This window comes from Xenorhabdus sp. KK7.4 (genome assembly GCF_963876465.1).
Taxonomy (GTDB): domain Bacteria; phylum Pseudomonadota; class Gammaproteobacteria; order Enterobacterales; family Enterobacteriaceae; genus Xenorhabdus; species Xenorhabdus stockiae.
Map to the genome: position 1 here is coordinate 117,048 of NZ_CAWNQF010000111.1, position 18,721 is coordinate 135,768.

Annotated in this window: 15 protein-coding genes; 13 read left to right on the forward strand and 2 right to left on the reverse strand. The window is 44.3% G+C overall.

The genetic code is table 11. The annotated features are described in order from the left end of the window. Positions 1 to 218 precede the first annotated feature (218 nt). The 4 genes from yfbV to AACS90_RS19095 all read left to right on the forward strand — a co-directional run bounded on the left by yfbV (position 219) and on the right by AACS90_RS19095 (position 4,856). The gene (gene yfbV / locus AACS90_RS19080) at positions 219 to 674 is read left to right on the forward strand and encodes a terminus macrodomain insulation protein YfbV (protein ID WP_099121147.1); all 456 of its coding nucleotides are present in this window, start codon (positions 219 to 221) and stop codon (positions 672 to 674) included. 636 nt (positions 675 to 1,310) lie between these two features. Next, on the forward strand, positions 1,311 to 1,922 hold the full coding sequence (locus tag AACS90_RS19085; protein ID WP_099121148.1) for a hypothetical protein: 612 nt from the start codon (positions 1,311 to 1,313) through the stop codon (positions 1,920 to 1,922). Positions 1,923 to 2,228: 306 nt separating this feature from the next. Continuing rightward, entirely contained in the window at positions 2,229 to 2,903 is a 675-nt protein-coding gene (locus AACS90_RS19090) for a sugar phosphatase (protein WP_304957219.1), read from the forward strand. Positions 2,904 to 3,026: 123 nt separating this feature from the next. After that, positions 3,027 to 4,856 (forward strand): SLC13 family permease, encoded by a 1,830-nt coding sequence (locus AACS90_RS19095; protein ID WP_099121193.1) that lies wholly within the window; start codon positions 3,027 to 3,029, stop codon positions 4,854 to 4,856. 133 nt (positions 4,857 to 4,989) lie between these two features. On the opposite strand, the gene yfbR is transcribed toward AACS90_RS19095, so the two are convergent. Beyond that, positions 4,990 to 5,571, reverse strand: a complete 582-nt coding sequence (yfbR, locus tag AACS90_RS19100; protein ID WP_099121150.1) for a 5'-deoxynucleotidase — start codon at positions 5,569 to 5,571, stop codon at positions 4,990 to 4,992. A gap of 138 nt (positions 5,572 to 5,709) precedes the next feature. Beyond that, positions 5,710 to 6,927 (reverse strand): pyridoxal phosphate-dependent aminotransferase, encoded by a 1,218-nt coding sequence (locus AACS90_RS19105; RefSeq protein WP_099108391.1) that lies wholly within the window; start codon positions 6,925 to 6,927, stop codon positions 5,710 to 5,712. 801 nt (positions 6,928 to 7,728) lie between these two features. On the opposite strand from AACS90_RS19105, the gene hexA reads away from it, so the two are divergent. The 9 genes from hexA to nuoI all read left to right on the forward strand — a co-directional run bounded on the left by hexA (position 7,729) and on the right by nuoI (position 18,712). Beyond that, positions 7,729 to 8,703 carry a transcriptional regulator HexA gene (gene hexA, locus AACS90_RS19110; RefSeq protein WP_099108390.1) on the forward strand — a complete coding sequence of 325 codons (975 nt, stop codon included), beginning with the start codon at positions 7,729 to 7,731 and terminating at the stop codon, positions 8,701 to 8,703. A 709-nt stretch (positions 8,704 to 9,412) separates the two neighbouring features. Further along, on the forward strand, positions 9,413 to 9,886 hold the full coding sequence (locus tag AACS90_RS19115) for an NADH-quinone oxidoreductase subunit A (protein WP_099121151.1): 474 nt from the start codon (positions 9,413 to 9,415) through the stop codon (positions 9,884 to 9,886). Between the two features lie 15 nt (positions 9,887 to 9,901). Beyond that, complete coding sequence (locus AACS90_RS19120) at positions 9,902 to 10,576, forward strand: NuoB/complex I 20 kDa subunit family protein (RefSeq protein WP_099108389.1); 675 nt, start codon at positions 9,902 to 9,904, stop codon at positions 10,574 to 10,576. A gap of 113 nt (positions 10,577 to 10,689) precedes the next feature. Beyond that, the gene (gene nuoC / locus AACS90_RS19125; protein ID WP_193757149.1) at positions 10,690 to 12,489 is read left to right on the forward strand and encodes an NADH-quinone oxidoreductase subunit C/D; all 1,800 of its coding nucleotides are present in this window, start codon (positions 10,690 to 10,692) and stop codon (positions 12,487 to 12,489) included. 2 nt (positions 12,490 to 12,491) lie between these two features. Further along, positions 12,492 to 13,037, forward strand: a complete 546-nt coding sequence (gene nuoE, locus AACS90_RS19130) for an NADH-quinone oxidoreductase subunit NuoE (protein ID WP_193757150.1) — start codon at positions 12,492 to 12,494, stop codon at positions 13,035 to 13,037. Continuing rightward, complete coding sequence (gene nuoF / locus AACS90_RS19135) at positions 13,034 to 14,398, forward strand: NADH-quinone oxidoreductase subunit NuoF (RefSeq protein WP_099121153.1); 1,365 nt, start codon at positions 13,034 to 13,036, stop codon at positions 14,396 to 14,398. The genes nuoE and nuoF overlap by 4 nt, the downstream gene beginning before the upstream one ends. Before the next feature lie 55 nt (positions 14,399 to 14,453). Beyond that, on the forward strand, positions 14,454 to 17,177 hold the full coding sequence (gene nuoG, locus AACS90_RS19140) for an NADH-quinone oxidoreductase subunit NuoG (protein ID WP_099121195.1): 2,724 nt from the start codon (positions 14,454 to 14,456) through the stop codon (positions 17,175 to 17,177). Then, positions 17,177 to 18,154 (forward strand): NADH-quinone oxidoreductase subunit NuoH, encoded by a 978-nt coding sequence (gene nuoH / locus AACS90_RS19145; RefSeq protein ID WP_099121154.1) that lies wholly within the window; start codon positions 17,177 to 17,179, stop codon positions 18,152 to 18,154. The genes nuoG and nuoH overlap by 1 nt, the downstream gene beginning before the upstream one ends. Positions 18,155 to 18,169: 15 nt before the next feature. Continuing rightward, entirely contained in the window at positions 18,170 to 18,712 is a 543-nt protein-coding gene (nuoI, locus tag AACS90_RS19150; RefSeq protein WP_099108384.1) for an NADH-quinone oxidoreductase subunit NuoI, read from the forward strand. Positions 18,713 to 18,721 lie beyond the last annotated feature (9 nt).

Sequence of the window (18,721 nt, forward strand, 5' to 3'; positions counted from 1 at the left end):
TGTTAAAAAAAGAAGCAATTTATTAACAAACGGAACCAAAGTGTTGCGAAAACAGGCGGGTTTTCTGTTTTGTTGCTGCAACCACACAAAAGTCTGTGTAGGATACCGTTTGCTAGCATTAAAGACAAAATATACTTAATGCTATTAATACTACAAAAAAGATTTTATCTTTTGTAGGTATTTTTTAAAAACTATACCTTTAATTGATTGAGGTCATGATGAATACGATGCCACCTGCCAACCACGGTTGGTTCAAAAAAGTCCAGCTGGGGCAACAATATCTGAAGACGTGGCCACTGGAAAAACAGCTTGCTCCTGTGTTTCCTGAAAATCGCATCATTAAAGCGACCCGTTTTGGCATCCGTTTTATGCCGCCATTAGCGATTTTTACTCTGACGTGGCAAATCGCACTGGGCGGGCAGTTAGGGCCATCTATCGCAACCGCTCTGTTTGCCTGTAGCCTGCCATTGCAGGGGCTTTGGTGGCTGGGAAAACGTGCGGCGACTCCTTTACCGGAAAGCTTGCTGAAATGGTTTTACGAAATTCGTGAAAAATTTGCCGAAGCAGGGATCGCGATGATGCCTGTCGAAAACACACCAACGTATTTATCCCTGGCTGAATTGCTGAAACGTGCGTTCAAACAGCTGGATAACTCATTTCTTGATGATATTTAAACTGTCAGTGTGGATTCTGACAGTTTTTGTATCGGTTGACTGATAAATTTCCCATCCAATAAATTTAATACGGTTTTTTAGATAGGTTTTTCATAGCCAGAAAAATCTATCTTATCCCGATGTATCCCTGTCCTTTTATTGATTGATGAGCTGGCATTTATTATGCTCTTTCATTATTTAACTTCCTACACCTGCCGTTTTTTAAGTTGTCTTTTTTGGAGGGTAGTTCGAAATCTATAGAGGATAATAGAGCTTACAATAAAAGGCTAAGGGACATTTAATCTTTTTTAAGGGATAAATATTGATGTCGCTGAATAAATATTTATTATCGAATTTATCTATAATTATTGCTATTTTGTTAAGGGGTTTATTATGCATCGTAATATATTGTAATATATATTAATCATCTTTGGTAAGAGTTTTAATTTAATTGATTGGGTGTTTTGTTATTTTATTTTTTAATGGTGATTTAATTTCTTTAAATTATCTTCGTTTGAGTTTTTAAATAAAGAAATATTGTTTTGTTACTGTCATGGGAAGCACTTATTGAATTTGTTTTTGATGATGAAGTTGAAAGTTATTCTGGAAAATTAATTTCATAAAATATTTACTTTATATTAATATGAGGGAATTGTTATGATGAAATTATATTCTATGATTTTTTTTATTATAGTATCATTGTTTCAATATGCTAATGCGACTGAAGTGATCAAAGGGGATTTTGATCGTTTTGAAAATTTTACATTAAAATTTAAAAATAACTCTTCAGATAGAACGCTAACAATAGATAATGTAGAACCCAAGTGTATGTTTGGGGAAGATAAACAACCTATTACTTTGAAAGCTGGCGATAAATATAATGAGAGTTTTAGCGATAGTAACTCAGGTGATTGTATATCTAAGAATAAATCTATAGAGTGGAATATATCGTCTGATGATGGGGATTCTTGTTCTATTGAGTTGGATCATTATTATAATGATACTGGCTGGTATGTTTATTTTCATAAAAAGAGTGAGTGCGCTAATTTTAATATTAGTGCTACATGTGATGAATCAAATTGTTTAGAGTACACCGTTCGTTTTTATCCTGATACTTATTCGATTAACATTGCCCTTAATATCATAAAAAATGATCCACCTTCACCTCCACCTTCTTGTGATGATTGTTTTGATCCTCCGTGTCCTCATGGGTGGAAAATTGGTGGTTTTGGCGGTGGGGGGTGTTGCCCTAACCATGCAGTATGCTAGATTTTTTCTTTACAAGAATATTGTTGAATTAGAGGTAAATAAAATTTAATTAAGTTGTCACTGAGAATTCTTTTTTTATTAAAGAGTTTTTTAGTGGCAACTTTTAGATTTTATTGGATGAAGAATATTATCATATTGCATATGTGCGATTTTATTTGGTTTTTAAGGTTATGTTTTAAATTTGCAGAACGCGATAAAAGATAAATGGAATTGGTGCTTTAATTTTTTTACCTTCGTCAGTACTATCTGAACTTAGTTGAGATTACACTAATTATTAACACATAACTGAGTTTAAAGGAGTTGGGTTTGGAGCTGAAATGTAGAGGTTTTTTATTTGATTTGGATGGTACGCTGATCGATTCACTGCCTGCTGTTGAACGGGCATGGATTAAATTCGCAGATAAGCTGGGTATTGATCACGATGAAGTGCTGAACTATGTGCATGGCACACCTGCATTATTATCAATACGCCATTTTATGCCTGATGCCACAGAAGAAGAGATTATCAGTACGTTTAAGTGGATTGAAAAAATCGAAACAGAAGATATGGAAGGTATTACTGCCTTGCCCGGTGCTATTGCCCTGATTGATAAACTGAATGCGTTGGAGATCCCATGGGCAATCGTTACCTCAGGAACGATTCCTCTGGCTTCTGCCCGCCATAAAGAGGCTGAGTTACCAGAGCCAGCCCATTGGGTGACGGCTGAATCGGTCAAAAACGGTAAACCAAATCCTGAGCCTTATTTGCTGGGAGCACAAAAATTAGGGCTACTGCCGGAAGAATGTGTGGTTTTTGAAGATGCCATCGCCGGTATTCATGCCGGATTAGATGCAGGTTGTCAGGTTGTGGTTGTTCATGATGAACCGGGAGTTCCCCGCCGTGATGAAACTCATATGACTGTCACTAATCTGGAAGATATCGAAATTGTTAAATCTGGTGGTTATGTAACGATTCATCAAATGAATCAGGAAGTTTGTTGATCGTTTGTTGATCTGAGCCTAAGACTTGCCCAGATAAAACAGGTTTAATGACCTCAGTATAGGTTTTTGTTGAACATCCCCAGCCTGCCTGTTGGCGGGCTGGCTTTTTTGATAGAGGCTGTATTGAATACTGAACTGTTGTGGGTATTGACCCTGTTATTAGTCGCGATTGTCCTTTTTACAACTAATAAAGTCAGAATGGATGTCGTGGCTTTGTTGGTTATTACTGCTTTTGTCCTGAGTGGTACGCTTTCCTTAAATGAAGCCACTATCGGTTTCAGCGATCCTAACGTTTTATTGATTGCAGCACTGTTTGTCATTGGTGAAGGACTGGTGAGAACGGGGGTGGCCTATCAGATGGGAGACTGGCTGGTTAGGGTGGCGGGTAACAGTGAAACTAACATGCTGGCTTTACTGATGTTATCCGTTGCCGGACTGGGTGCTTTCATGAGTTCTACGGGTGTTGTAGCCATTTTTATTCCGGTTGTTTTAAGTGTGGCAGCCAGAATGCAGACTTCATCCGGGCGGTTAATGATGCCATTAGGGTTTGCTGGCCTTATCAGCGGTATGATGACGCTGGTTGCAACACCACCGAATATGGTGGTGAATAGCGAACTGGTGCGTGAAGGGCTGCAAGGTTTTGGTTTCTTTTCCATTACACCCATCGGAATTTTAGTTTTACTGGCAGGAATTATTTATATGTTACTCGTCCGCCGTTGGCTGGGAAGTAAAACACCGCCAAGACCTGATGAACGCTACCATCGTTCATTTCGTGATCTTATCCGTGATTATAAATTATCAGGGCGCGCCCGGCGCCTTGCTGTCCGGCAGCGTTCACCATTAATAGGCCATACTCTGGATGAATTAGGGTTACGAGCACGTTATGGGGCGAACGTAATTGGCATTGAACGCTGGAGAAAATTCCGCCGGGTTATGGTAGCAGCAACCGGCGAGACAGAACTGCGTCAACAGGATGTATTACTGGTGGATATGTCCGACAGTGATATAGATTTACGGCAATTCTGTAGTGAGCAACAGTTAGAACCCATGATATTACGCGGTGAATATTTTTCTGATCAATCCCGGGAAGTCGGCATGGCAGAAATCTCCGTGATCCCTGAATCGGATTTACTGGGGCAATCACTACGCAGTATGAAGTTCCGTACCCGCTATGGATTAAATGTGGTAGGTATTCGGCGTAGTGGTAAGGCTCTGGCTGGTAAGCTGTTTGATGAGCCTCTGCTGCTGGGCGATACTTTACTGGTAATCGGTGACTGGAAGCTGGTGCGGGAGCTGAGAACTAAAGCACCGGACTTTATTATGCTGAATTTACCTGTTGAAGTAGAAAGTGCCGCACCAGCTGCATCTCAGGCTCCTCATGCCTTGTTTTGCCTTGCGCTAATGGTGGCGATGATGCTGACCAATGAAATTCCCAATTTTATTGCCGCTTTGATCGCTTGTTTACTGATGGGGCAATTTCGTTGCATTGATATGGAGAGTGCTTATCGTGCCATTCACTGGCCAAGCATTATCCTGATTGTTGGTATGATGCCATTTGCGCTGGCACTACAAAAAACCGGCGGGATTGATTTGATTGTCAGCGGATTAATGGATATTGCCGGTAATATGGGCCCACGTGCCATGCTGGTCTGTTTATTTATTCTTTGCGCGGTTATTGGGCTATTTATTTCCAATACAGCAACTGCGGTATTAATGGCACCCATTGCGATTGCAGCAGCCAAACAGATGGCAGTATCTCCTCTTCCTTTTGCAATGATTATTGGAGTCGCGGCTTCGGCGGCATTTATGACGCCGGTTTCTTCTCCGGTTAATACGTTGATATTAGGGCCGGGTGGATATCGTTTTGCCGATTTTCTGAAATTGGGGGTGCCTTTTACATTGGTTGTCTTAGCCATTAGTGTGGCTGTTGTGCCTGTTCTTTTTCCTTTCTGAGTATTTTTGTTGGCTAAGTATCTTGAAATTTATTGAATAATAATTGCGTGATGCATTTTGAAATAGACTGAATAGATATCAGGCAGCCTAATAAGAATATTAAGCTGCCTGATATTTGCATATTTAGCTGTTTTTATAGACTAATTTCATCAAGGGAAAGGCTAAAACTCGGAACAAATACGGTTATGAAATAATCCATTTCCTGACTGTGGCGTTTTTCTAATGTTTTTTCTAACCTGATTTTGGCCTGATTAAATTCAGAATTACCAGCGGATAATTCTTCCAGACATTTTAAATAAGCGCATATTGCATCAGCCTGTTTAATAATATTAGTTTCTTCTTCAGTATGATATTGATCATCTAAAATAGAACGAAAATCATTTTGTAATTCAATCGGTAACATATCTAATAATTTATGTTGGGCGATTTTTTCTATTTTTTTATATTCATGAGCAATTTGAGGATTGTAGTATTTTATTGGGGTTGGCAAATCCCCGGTAATAACTTCACTGGCATCATGATACATTGCTAATATTGCAATTCGTTCTGCGTTGATATTCCCATTAAATTTACGGTTTTTTATTATTGCTAAGGCATGTGCAACAAAAGCAACCTGTAAACTATGTTCTGAAACATTTTCTGTGCGTACGTTACGCATAAGAGGCCAGCGATTAATCAGTTTAAGGCGGGATAACTGGGCGAAAAAATGGCTCATAATCTTCTCTTACAATGAAACAGGGTGATTATGATTGTGGGCGTTGGTTGGGAGGAAGTAAACCCACCAGCCTTCAAGCTGCAGCTTTATTGGCTGCATCCTGAAGGGTATGAAATATATAACTAATTTATTTTTATGTTATTTTTGCCGGTAATTGCCAAGGAAGCGGGCAAATTTTTCAATGGCCATTTGCAGGTCTGCGGTATGTGGCAGTGTGACAATACGGAAGTGATCCGGTTCCGGCCAGTTAAAAGCTGTTCCCTGAACTAATAATACTTTTTCCTGTAACAAGAGATCCAAAACCATCTTCTGGTCATCATAAATATTGAAACGTTTTGTATCAATTTTAGGGAACATATAGAGAGCACCCATCGGCTTCACACAGGAAACTCCGGGGATCTGGTTAATTAACTCCCAGGCATGGTTGCGCTGCTCATAAAGACGCCCGCCCGGAAGAATGAATTCACTAATACTTTGATAACCACCGAGTGCGGTTTGAATAGCGTGCTGCATCGGCACATTAGCGCAAAGGCGCATAGATGCCAGCATCTCCAGCCCTTCGATATAACCTTTCGCCTGTTTTTTCGGGCCGTTTAGTACCATCCATCCCTGACGGAAACCCGCAACACGGTAGGTTTTTGACAGTCCATTAAAGGTGACGGTAAAAAGATCCGGTGCCAGTGCAGCGATGGAATGGTGCTGGGCTTCATCGTACAGGATCTTGTCGTAAATTTCGTCCGCGAAAATAATCAGGTTATGCTGGCGGGCAATTTCCACGATTTCCAGCAGGAGTTCTTTACTATATACCGCGCCAGTCGGGTTATTCGGGTTAATGATGACGATACCACGGGTACGAGGGGTGATTTTACGGCGGATGTCATCTAAATCAGGGAACCAGCCTTGTTGCTCATCACATAAATAATGGACAGTTTTACCACTGGAGAGAGAGACGGCAGCAGTCCAGAGCGGGTAGTCAGGGGCCGGAACCAGCATTTCATCACCGGTATTTAGCAAGGCTTGCATAGACTGAACAATAAGTTCAGAAACACCATTACCGATAAAGATATCTTCAACGGTAACATCCAGCATATTCCGCGCCTGATAATGTTGCATGATCGCTTTACGCGCTGAGTACAGGCCTTTCGAATCAGAATAGCCCTGGGCAGTTGGCAGATTGCGGATAACATCAACTAAAATTTCATCAGGTGCTTCGAAACCAAATGGCGCCGGATTACCAATGTTTAATTTCAGTACTTTATTCCCTTCCTCTTCAAGCCGTTTGGCTTCTTTAAGGGCGTTACCTCGAATGTCATAGCAGACATTATCTAATTTGCTGGATTTATTAATGGAAAACATAGGATGCCTTAACCTTTTTCTTGGCAAAAGTGGATTTTATCCGGCTTACAAAAAATCTAATGTTCAATGTACTCCTCTCTGTCAGTCTTTTGAAGAGCCTATGATATCTTTGGTTAAAACGGTTGTTTTAAAGTCTAATGGATAAGCCTGCTGTCTAAAAACATGAGTTTATTTAGTTTATAGTTCCGATTGTTTTGTTTATGTTGGAACTTAATTCTATATAATGAGGTGTTTTTAGTTGGCGAACTGTTAAAAGATAAGGAATGATGCTGATTTTTAGTTTAAATCATAAAGGAAGGCTGAATTGTCAATAAAAGTAAGATAATTTGTATAATGTATTCTTATAATTTATCTTTGCCGACATAAAATTAATTAAGGTTTTTATCTTCGATACTTCGAGAATCTTTTTGAATTTTTACCTGTAACATTTTCATGACTTTTCAATAAAAGCATTAATTCATTAAAAATACTAATATTGTTTGCTTTGGTTAAGTTTTGCGAATTGAAGTTATGTTATTCTTTGAAGCAAGTCAGAAAAAGACTATTTGTACTGGAAATTGGTGGTTATGTAAGGTAAATAGGTTTTATACCTAGCCATTAATTCAGTGATTGCATAAATTTTGTTAAGAAAGGAGAAAATAAAACCCATGATGATATAAGTAGTAAAAAAATGCAGTAAACCTTTGCCCTCTTTAATAGAGTAGAGTAGTGTCAGAATTGGTATTATTTTATTTGATACTGCTGAAGTAAAAACACCAGGTTAGTTAGTAATTAAAATCAAAAAAAAGTGATGAATAAACAATGATAAATGCAAATCGTCAGATAATAAACCTCGATCTCGATCTGCTAAGGACTTTCGTTGCCGTTGCTGACTTAAATACTTTTGCAGCAGCAGCAGCAGCAGTTTGCAGAACGCAATCGGCTGTTAGTCAGCAAATGCAACGTTTGGAACATTTAGTGGGCAGAGAATTATTTGCTCGCCACGGACGTAATAAGCTCCTTACCGAGCATGGGCTTCAACTTCTTGGTTATGCACGCCAAATCCTGCGTGCTAATGACGATGCTACCGCATCATTGACATATAATGATGCAGACGGTGAACTCAGAATTGGAGCGTCTGACGATACAGTCGATACTCTGCTTCCTTTCCTGTTAAACCGTATTGCTTCTGTCTATCCGCGTATTGCTGTTGATGTACGTATTAAACGTAGTCAATTTATTGAAAGTATGCTGGATAACCATGAAATTGATTTAGCATTAACCACAGCAAAAATTAATCATCATCCTAGTACTGTACTTCGTTCTTCACCGGTATTGTGGCACTGTGCGCCTGACTTCCAGTTACAGGTGAATGAGCCGGTTCCTCTGGTTGTGATGGACGAAACGAACACTTTCCGTCAAATCGCACTTGATACTCTTGATATGAGTGGTATTCCGTGGCGTATTGCCTATGAAGCTGCATCCTTATCCGCTGTTCGCTCTGCTGTTAATGCAGAGGTTGGTATTACTGCCCGTCCTTTGGAAATGCAGAATGCTGACTTAAGAATTTTGGGTGAGAGTGAAGGGCTGCCGCGTTTGCCTGAAATACAGTTCTTCTTGTATCGAAACAGTAATGAACAAAATGAATCAGTTCTGACAGTTTTTGATGCTATAGAAAATAAGAAAACACCTTATACCGTGACATCCATTGAATCAGATGAAACAGATGATATTGATGAATCTGATGACTCTCTTGAATCCATTGAAGAATCCTCAGTCGAAAATATAAACGAGTAATATTACGTGTGTTTTATAGGCTAATATTTCCATTTTATTTGTGGAAATATTAGCCTGTTTCTAAATATATATTAATAACCTTTTCCTGTTTCCATTCTAATTGCTGATATTTACTGTCAGAAATATCCCTTATTAATTTTATTATCCTTTCTAATTTTAGTTAATGTAATGTTTATTTGTTAACAACTTTCATTTTTTAAACTGATAAAATAGATCTATTTTCAGAAATAGTCGTGTAATTAAACTCAAATTGTTTCTTTTAGAAACAGTCCATTAATGGTTGAATGAAAATTGTTCTGTTGTTGAATGTTTTTCAATGAAACTGTGCACTTGATCATAAAAATATCCCCCCCTGTACAGTGGAAAGACAGGTTTTTCCTGAGATAATAGTGTAGTAAAGTCGAGTTATCGGTTAGACTAGTTATAGTGTGTTGTTAGTTTTTTGTCCTACTGACACGTTTTAGCGATACACCAGCACAATTCGTTAATCAAAAGTTTGTGCTTTGTAAAATAAATTAGTAAGCATATTTGTCGTAACTGACAAAATTGTTGAGAGGAATAAAAACCAAAATGATCCATGCCTTTCAAGAGATTGATTAGTACTGTTTCAGATTTGGTTGTTATCCCTTCCCATGAATCGATGTGGTGCAACACTGCCGGTTAAAAGAGCAGACACCTTGACACCACTTTTGATGAGTAAGCAACGAGTATGTCTACATCTACTGGAGTTTTGGCCCATAACTGGGCATTTGCGATTTTCTTGATAGGTGCTCTTGGATTGGCTGCGTTCATGTTACTGGGAGCGTACTTTCTTGGGGGCAGAGCAAAAGCCAGAGCAAAACACGTCCCTTATGAATCGGGTATCGATTCTGTCGGCAGTGCCCGTCTACGTCTGTCGGCGAAATTTTATCTGGTTGCCATGTTTTTTGTCATCTTCGATGTTGAAGCCCTTTACTTATACGCGTGGTCAGTCTCTATCAAAGAGAGTGGCTGGCTGGGCTTTGCCGAAGCAAGTATTTTCATTTTGGTCTTATTAGCAGGCCTGGTTTATCTGGCTCGCATCGGAGCACTGAACTGGACACCCGCACGTTCAAGACGTCAGGTTAGTCATTCCAGTGCTGATGTTCATACCGCTGATGTCAGTACCACCAATGTTAATACCAACAACAGTCAAATGCAGTAATAGCGAGGCATAAAGATGGATTATACGCTCACCCGCATAGATCCGAACGGTGAGAATGACCGTTACCCCCTGCAAAAGCAGGAGCTTGTCAGCGATCCTCTGGAGCAGCACGTCCACCGTAGTGTCTATATGGGTAAATTAGAACATGCTCTGCATGACATGGTGAACTGGGGAAGAAAAAATTCCCTGTGGCCTTATAACTTTGGCCTTTCCTGTTGTTATGTAGAAATGGTGACTTCTTTTACCGCAGTTCATGACGTTGCCCGTTTCGGCGCTGAAGTACTGCGGGCATCTCCCCGTCAGGCTGATTTCATGGTTATCTCAGGTACATGCTTTGTCAAGATGGCACCTGTGATCCAGCGTTTATATGACCAGATGCTGGAGCCTAAGTGGGTTATTTCGATGGGAGCCTGTGCAAACTCAGGCGGAATGTACGACATTTATTCTGTAGTGCAGGGAGTTGATAAGTTTATTCCCGTCGATGTTTACATTCCCGGCTGTCCACCGCGCCCTGAAGCCTATATGCAGGCACTGCTGTTATTGCAGGAGTCTATTGGCAAAGAGCGCCGCCCGCTGTCATGGGTCGTTGGTGATCAGGGGGTTTACCGCGCAAATATGCAATCAGAAAGAGAACGGAAGCGTGGTGAACGTATCGCAGTGAAAAACCTGCGTACCCCAGATGAAATTTAAGGCTTTTAGCCGCTATTTTAAGGCTTTTTAGCCATAAAAATAACCAGAGCAATGTCGTAACTCAAGATTATGTTGCGATCACATTAAACCCTGATCAAGCGTTGTGGTGAAGAATGATGACAGATCAGATAGCGCAAGAAAGCGTACGGCCTGCTTGGGAAACCAGAGATCACATTGATGATCCGGTCGTAAGTGAGCTTAATCGCCAATTTGGCCCTGATGCGTTTACTGTCCAGCCTACCCGCACTGGTATGCCGGTTGTCTGGATTAAGCGGGAACGGTTAACGGAAGTAATCACGTTCCTGAGAAAGTTGCCCAAACCTTATGTCATGCTGTTTGATTTGCATGGCGTTGATGAGCGTCAGCGTTCTCACCGGGAAGGTCTGCCGGCGGCAGATTTTTCGGTGTTTTATCACCTGCTTTCCATCGAGCGTAACCGTGACATTATGTTAAAAGTTGCACTTGATGAGAAAGACCTGAATATCCCGACTATCACGTCAATTTTCCCGAATGCCAATTGGTACGAACGTGAAACGTGGGAAATGTTCGGCATTACATTTAATGGTCATCCGAATTTACGTCGTATTCTGATGCCACCCACTTGGGAAGGTCATCCGTTGCGTAAAGAGTATTCAGCTCGTGCTACGGAATTCGATCCTTTCATGCTGACCAAACAGAAAGAAGATCTGGAAATGGAAGCCCTGACTTTCAAACCAGAAGAGTGGGGCATGAAGCGTGGAACCGAAAATGAGGACTTCATGTTCCTTAACCTCGGGCCAAACCACCCGTCAGCGCATGGTGCATTCCGCATCATTCTTCAGCTTGATGGTGAAGAGATCGTTGATTGTGTTCCTGACATCGGCTATCACCACCGCGGTGCGGAAAAAATGGGTGAGCGTCAGTCATGGCACAGTTACATCCCTTATACCGACCGGATTGAATATCTGGGGGGATGCGTTAACGAAATGCCTTATGTACTTGCGGTTGAAAAACTGGCGGGTATTGAGGTGCCTGAGCGTGTGAAAGCTATCCGCGTCATGCTGTCTGAACTGTTCCGCATCAACAGCCATCTGCTTTATATCAGTACCTTTATTCAGGACGTTGGTGCGATGACCCCCGTGTTCTTCGCCTTTACCGACCGCCAGAAGGTTTACGATGTTGTTGAAGCCATTACTGGCTTCCGTATGCATCCGGCCTGGTTCCGTATCGGTGGTGTTGCTCATGACCTGCCACGAGGCTGGGATAAACTGCTGCGTGACTTGCTGAACTGGTTGCCGAAACGTTTGAATTCCTATGTCAAGGCGGCGCTGAAAAACAGTGTCCTGAAAGGGCGTTCTGTCGGTGTCGCTGCCTACAATGCGAAGCAGGCACTGGACTGGGGCGTGACAGGCGCGGGTCTGCGTGCAACCGGTATTGAGTTTGATGTGCGCAAATGTCGTCCTTATTCCGGTTATGAAAATTTCGACTTTGAAGTACCGGTTGGTTACAACGGCGATTGTTATGACCGCGTGATGCTGAAAGTGGAAGAGATCCGTCAGAGTATGCGCATCCTTGAGCAGTGTCTGAAACATATGCCGGAAGGCCCGTTCAAGGCTGATCATCCACTGACCACGCCGCCGCCAAGAGAGCGCACCCTGCAACATATCGAAACCATGATTAACCACTTCCTGCAAGTGTCATGGGGGCCGGTCATGCCAGCCAATGAATCATTCCAGATGATTGAGGCGACTAAGGGTATCAACAGCTACTACCTGACCAGTGATGGTAGCACCATGAGTTACCGTACCCGTATCCGCACACCGAGTTTCGCACATTTACAACAGATCCCTTCGGTGATACGCGGCAGTCTGGTTTCTGACCTGATCGTTTATCTGGGTAGTATCGATTTTGTTATGTCTGATGTGGATCGCTAACGATGCAAAGTGAATTTAACGCAAACAAGCAGGCACGCCTTGATGTGGTCAACGTGACAGACACTCAGATACCGGATGAGTTTGTACTGAGTGCCGGGGAACGTGATGCTATCGAGCAGGAAAAACACCACTACGAAGATCCGCGTGCAGCGTCAATCGAAGCACTGAAAATTGTACAGAAACAGCGTGGCTGGGTGCCGGATGGTGCAATTTCGGCCATTGCACAAGTATTAGGTATTCCCGCCAGTGATGTGGAAGGCGTGGCGACATTCTACAGCCAGATTTATCGTCAGCCGGTAGGCCGCCATATCATTCGTTACTGTGACAGTGTTGTTTGTCACATTACGGGTTTTCAGGGGGTTCAGGCGGCAATTGAAAAACACCTGAGCATCCGGCCGGGGCAAACCACGACAGATGGCCGTTTCACATTATTGCCAACCTGCTGTCTGGGTAACTGTGACAAGGGGCCGACCATGATGATTGACGATGACACTCATAGTTATGTGAAACCCGAAGAAATTGAAAAATTGCTGGAGCAGTATCAATGACAACGCATTCAGGAGTGAAAGAAATTATCCGCACAGCGGAAGCTCATCCCCTGACATGGCGGTTGCGTGATGATCAACAACCTGTCTGGCTGGATGAATACCGTAGCAAAAATGGTTACAAGGGAGCCGAAAGAGCACTGAAGGGCATGGCTCCTGATGAAATTACCACACTGGTGAAAGATGCTGGCCTGAAAGGGCGCGGTGGCGCGGGCTTTTCCACGGGGTTGAAGTGGAGCCTGATGCCGAAAGATGAAAGCATGAACATTCGCTATCTGTTGTGTAATGCCGATGAAATGGAGCCGGGAACTTATAAAGACCGTCTTCTGATGGAGCAATTACCGCATTTGCTGGTGGAAGGAATGCTGATAAGTGCTTTCGCGCTGAAAGCATATCGCGGTTATATCTTCCTGCGCGGTGAATATGTTGAAGCTGCTGTTCATCTGCGTAAAGCCATTGAAGAAGCGAAAGCAGCAGGGTTACTTGGCAAAAATATTCTGGGCAGTGGTTTTGATTTTGAGCTGTTTGTGCATACCGGCGCGGGACGTTATATCTGTGGTGAAGAAACAGCACTGATTAACTCTCTTGAAGGGCGTCGTGCCAACCCTCGTTCCAAGCCACCATTCCCGGCAACAGCAGGTGTCTGGGGAAAACCAACCTGCGTCAATAACGTAGAAACCCTGTGTAATGTTCCGGCTATTCTTGAACACGGTAAAGAGTGGTACATCGGTTTAAGTGAAGGCAAAAGTAAAGATGCCGGCACTAAACTGATGGGGTTCTCCGGCCGGGTCAAAAACCCGGGCTTATGGGAACTGCCATTTGGCACCACTGCCCGCGAAATTCTCGAAGATTATGCTGGTGGTATGCGTGACGGGCTTAAATTTAAAGCCTGGCAGCCGGGGGGAGCAGGAACCGACTTTCTGACCGAAGAACATCTTGATCTGCCGATGGATTTCGAACACATCGCCAAAGCCGGAAGTCGTTTAGGCACCGCGCTGGCAATGGCAGTTGATCATGAGATCAATATGGTTTCCCTGACCCGTAATCTTGAAGAATTTTTCGCCCGTGAATCCTGTGGCTGGTGTACGCCATGCCGTGATGGTCTGCCCTGGAGTGTCAAAATTCTCCGTGCCATTGAAGAAGGGAAAGGCCAGCCCGGTGATATCGAAACACTGGAGCAACTCTGTCGCTTCCTCGGCCCCGGCAAAACTTTCTGTGCTCATGCTCCCGGTGCCGTAGAACCTTTGCAAAGTGCAATCAAGTACTTCCGCGAAGAATTTGAGGCGGGGATTGTCACCAGAGATTACGGGAATACCAGCCTGATTGCAGGCATCCAGCCAAACCTGCTTAAGCAGCGTTGGTAGAGAAGAATTTTTGATTAACGCCTGCCACGGCAGGCCATTGGGAAGCATGCTGACTATGGCTACGATACATGTAGACGGCAAAAATTATGATGTAAACGGGGCTGATAACCTGTTACAAGCCTGCCTCTCGCTGGGGCTTGATATCCCTTATTTTTGCTGGCATCCGGCGCTGGGAAGCGTTGGCGCTTGCCGCCAGTGTGCGGTTAAGCAATATCAGAACGCGGAAGATACACGTGGTCGTCTGGTGATGTCCTGTATGACGCCGGCCTCAGATGGTACGTATATCTCCATTAATGATGAAGAAGCAAAACAGTTCCGCGCAAGTGTGGTGGAATGGCTGATGACTAACCATCCTCATGACTGTCCTGTCTGTGAAGAAGGTGGTAACTGCCATTTGCAGGATATGACGGTGATGACGGGGCATTCATTCCGTAAATACCGTTTTACCAAACGCACACACAAGAATCAGGAACTGGGGCCATTTATTGCTCATGAAATGAACCGCTGTATCGCCTGTTACCGTTGTGTCCGCTACTACAAAGATTATGCGGATGGCACGGATTTAGGTGTTTATGGTGCACATGACAATATCTACTTTGGCCGCCCTGAAGATGGCACACTGGAAAGTGAATTTTCCGGTAACTTAGTCGAAGTTTGCCCGACAGGGGTATTTACCGATAAAACGCACTCTGAGCGTTATAACCGTAAATGGGATATGCAGTTCGCGCCGAGCATCTGCCAGCAGTGCAGTATCGGCTGTAACACCAGTCCCGGAGAACGTTACGGAGAATTACGCCGCATTGAAAACCGCTATAATGGCACGGTTAACCACTATTTCATGTGTGACCGTGGTCGCTTTGGTTATGGCTATGTCAATCGTGGTGATCGCCCTCGCCAGCCACAACAGCTTCGTGGTGATCAGTGGATTTCACTGAATGCCGAGCAGGTGATGCAGGGTGGGGCAGATATTCTGCGTCAGGCGAAAAACGCGATTGGTATCGGCTCGCCGCGCGCCAGCATCGAAAGTAACTTTGCACTGCGTGAGTTAGTGGGTGCAGAGAATTTCTATAGCGGCATTTCAGCAGAAGAGCAGCACCGTCTCGACATGATGCTGGAAATTCTGCAACAGGGTGGAGTTTATACGCCATCTCTGCGGGAGATCGAAGATTACGACGCTGTGTTAGTGTTGGGTGAAGATTTGACACAGACAGGTGCCCGAATGGCGCTGTCGGTACGTCAGGCGGTTAAGGGTAAAGCCCGTGAAATGGCCGCAGCTCAAAAAGTAGCGGACTGGCAAATTGCGGCAGTGATGAATATTGGTCAACATGCCAAATACCCGCTGTTCCTGACCAGCGTTGATGATACCCGTCTGGATGATATCGCAGCATGGAATTATCGTGCACCCGTTGATGATCAGGCCCGGTTCGGCTTTGCCGTGGCACATGCCCTGAATAGCATTGCCCCTGCTGTCAATGACCTGCCGGATGAACTGAAAGCGAAAGTAGAAATCGTTGCTCAGGCACTGCGTGGAGCGAAAAAACCACTGATTATCAGTGGCAGTAATGCAGGCAGTGATACCCTGATTCAGGCTGCCGCTAATATCGCATGGGCACTGAAAGACAGCGGAGCCAATGTCGGCCTTTCCTATGTAGCCGCCTATGCGAATAGCCTTGGTCTGGCGATGATGGAGGCGCAGTCGCTGGATGTTGCTTTACAGCGTATTGCTAAAGGCGATTCAGACACGGCTATCGTGATGGAAAACGATCTCTACCGTCATGCTCCTGCCGATAAGATTGACAGTGCACTGGATAGCCTGAAAAACCTGATTGTTGTTGATCATCAGCATACCGCTATTATGGATAAAGCCCATCTGATCCTCTCTGCTTCCAGTTTTGCAGAAAGCGATGGCACGCTGGTGAATCAGGAAGGCCGTGCACAGCGGTACTTCCAGGTATATGAGCCTGCATTCTATGACAAATCTGTTGTCATGCTGGAAAGCTGGCGCTGGATGCACTCTCTGCATACAACCTATACACAGCGTCAGACGGACTGGACTCAGCTTGACCATGTGATTGAAGCTTGTGTCAAAGAAATACCGCAATTCAAGGGCATCGTCAATGCTGCACCGGATGCCACATTCCGTATCCGTGGTCAAAAACTGGCCCGTTCACCTCATCGTTACAGTGGCCGTACAGCCATGCTTGCCAATGTCAGTGTTCATGAACAGCGCCAGCCGCAAGATATTGATACGGCGTTTGCCTTCTCAATGGAAGGGAATAACAGCCCGTTTGCGGATCGTCAGCAAATCCCGTTTGCGTGGGCGCCGGGCTGGAACTCACCACAGGCATGGAATAAATTCCAGGCAGAAGTGGGCGGTAAGCTGCGTTTCGGCGATCCCGGTGTACGCCTGATTGAGACCGTGGATGGTGGTCTGAACTACTTTGACAGCATTCCGGCAGCCTTTAGCGCGCAGAAAAATGAATGGTACATCGCACCTTATTTCCATCTGTTTGGTAGTGAGGAGTTATCTCAGCGGGCAGATGTCATTCAGGAGCGTATGCCTGAGCCGTATGTAATGATGAGCCGTCAGGATGCTGAACATCTTAATGTGAAAGAAGGTTCCATGATGGAATTTGATTGTTCGGGGCAGCAATTGCGCTTAGCGGTGCGCCTGAGCAGCAATCTTGCTCAGGGTCAGATTGGCCTGCCATTGGGAATGCCGGGTATTCCTCCGGTTCTGGCAGGCAGAGCAGTCAATAACTTACGGGAGGTTGCATAATGAACTGGCTTACTCCCGAATTGACTGAAATTTTGATTTCTGTCCTTAAAGCGATTGTCATTCTGCTGGTTGTGGTTGTCTGCGGAGCGTTCATGAGTTTCGGCGAACGCCGTCTTCTTGGGCTGTTCCAGAATCGCTATGGGCCAAACCGTGTAGGGTGGGGCGGCTCATTACAGCTTGTTGCTGACATGATCAAAATGTTCTTCAAAGAAGACTGGGCACCACGCTTCTCAGACCGGATGATCTTTACTCTGGCTCCTATCGTTGGTTTCTGCTCTCTGTTACTGGCGTTTGCCATTGTACCGGTCAGCCCGACATGGATGGCGGCAGATCTGAACATCGGTATCCTGTTTTTCATGATGATGGCGGGTCTGGCTGTTTATGCGGTGTTGTTCGCCGGATGGTCGAGTAATAACAAATATTCGCTGTTAGGCGCAATGAGGGCATCAGCACAGACACTGAGTTATGAAGTTTTCATTGGTCTGTCCATGATGGGAGTCGTCGCTCAGGCCGGCTCTTTCAACATGGTGGAGATTGTGAACTCCCAGCAGCATCTGTGGAATATTATCCCGCAGTTCTTTGGCTTTCTGACGTTCGCCATCGCGGCAGTTGCAGTATGTCACCGCCACCCCTTTGACCAGCCGGAAGCAGAGCAGGAGCTGGCAGATGGTTATCATATTGAATATTCCGGCATGAAATTCGGTATGTTCTTTGTGGGTGAATATATCGGTATTGTGACGGTATCCGCTTTAATCGTCACACTCTTCTTTGGTGGCTGGCATGGGCCTTTCCTGCCTCCATTCGTCTGGTTTGCGCTGAAAACAGCATTTTTCATGATGATGTTCATTCTGATCCGTGCTGCGTTACCGCGTCCGCGTTATGACCAGGTGATGTCATTCGGCTGGAAAATTTGCTTGCCGTTAACTTTACTCAACCTGCTGGCGACTGCCGCAGTGATTTTGTACAACGCTCAATAAAGGGGTGATTAAACCATGACATTAAAAGAGTTATTGGTTGGTTTCGCCACCCAGGTACGCAGTATTTGGATGATAGGGCTTCATGCCTTCCATAAACGCGAAACAAAAATGTATCCGGAAGAACCGGTTTATTTGCCACCCCGTTACCGTGGGCGCATCGTTCTGACGCGTGACCCTGACGGTGAAGAGCGTTGTGTTGCCTGTAACCTGTGTGCAGCCGTCTGTCCGGTGGGGTGTATCTCCCTGCAAAAAGCCGAACATAAAGACGGTCGCTGGTATCCGGAGTTTTTCCGTGTCAACTTCTCACGCTGCATTTTCTGCGGACTGTGTGAAGAAGCTTGCCCGACTACGGCGATCCAGCTGACACCGGATTTTGAACTGGGTGAATTCAACCGTCAGGATTTGGTGTATGAAAAAGAAGACCTGCTGATTTCCGGGCCGGGTAAATACCCTGACTATAACTTTTATCGTAAATCAGGTATGGCGATTGATGGCAAAGACAAAGGTGAAGCCGACAATGAAGCCAAACCTATCGACGTTAAAAGCCTGTTGCCATAAGGAGCGATA

Coding starts and splice junctions, on each gene's coding strand:
- nuoH (WP_099121154.1), top strand. CDS start 17,177: ATGAACTGGCTTACTCCCGAATTGACTGAAATTTTGATTTCTGTCCTT.
- nuoG (WP_099121195.1), top strand. CDS start 14,454: ATGGCTACGATACATGTAGACGGCAAAAATTATGATGTAAACGGGGCT.
- hexA (WP_099108390.1), top strand. CDS start 7,729: ATGATAAATGCAAATCGTCAGATAATAAACCTCGATCTCGATCTGCTA.
- yfbV (WP_099121147.1), top strand. CDS start 219: ATGAATACGATGCCACCTGCCAACCACGGTTGGTTCAAAAAAGTCCAG.
- nuoF (WP_099121153.1), top strand. CDS start 13,034: ATGACAACGCATTCAGGAGTGAAAGAAATTATCCGCACAGCGGAAGCT.
- AACS90_RS19105 (WP_099108391.1), bottom strand. CDS start 6,927: ATGTTTTCCATTAATAAATCCAGCAAATTAGATAATGTCTGCTATGAC.
- yfbR (WP_099121150.1), bottom strand. CDS start 5,571: ATGAGCCATTTTTTCGCCCAGTTATCCCGCCTTAAACTGATTAATCGC.
- nuoI (WP_099108384.1), top strand. CDS start 18,170: ATGACATTAAAAGAGTTATTGGTTGGTTTCGCCACCCAGGTACGCAGT.
- AACS90_RS19085 (WP_099121148.1), top strand. CDS start 1,311: ATGATGAAATTATATTCTATGATTTTTTTTATTATAGTATCATTGTTT.
- AACS90_RS19115 (WP_099121151.1), top strand. CDS start 9,413: ATGTCTACATCTACTGGAGTTTTGGCCCATAACTGGGCATTTGCGATT.
- nuoC (WP_193757149.1), top strand. CDS start 10,690: ATGATGACAGATCAGATAGCGCAAGAAAGCGTACGGCCTGCTTGGGAA.
- nuoE (WP_193757150.1), top strand. CDS start 12,492: ATGCAAAGTGAATTTAACGCAAACAAGCAGGCACGCCTTGATGTGGTC.
- AACS90_RS19120 (WP_099108389.1), top strand. CDS start 9,902: ATGGATTATACGCTCACCCGCATAGATCCGAACGGTGAGAATGACCGT.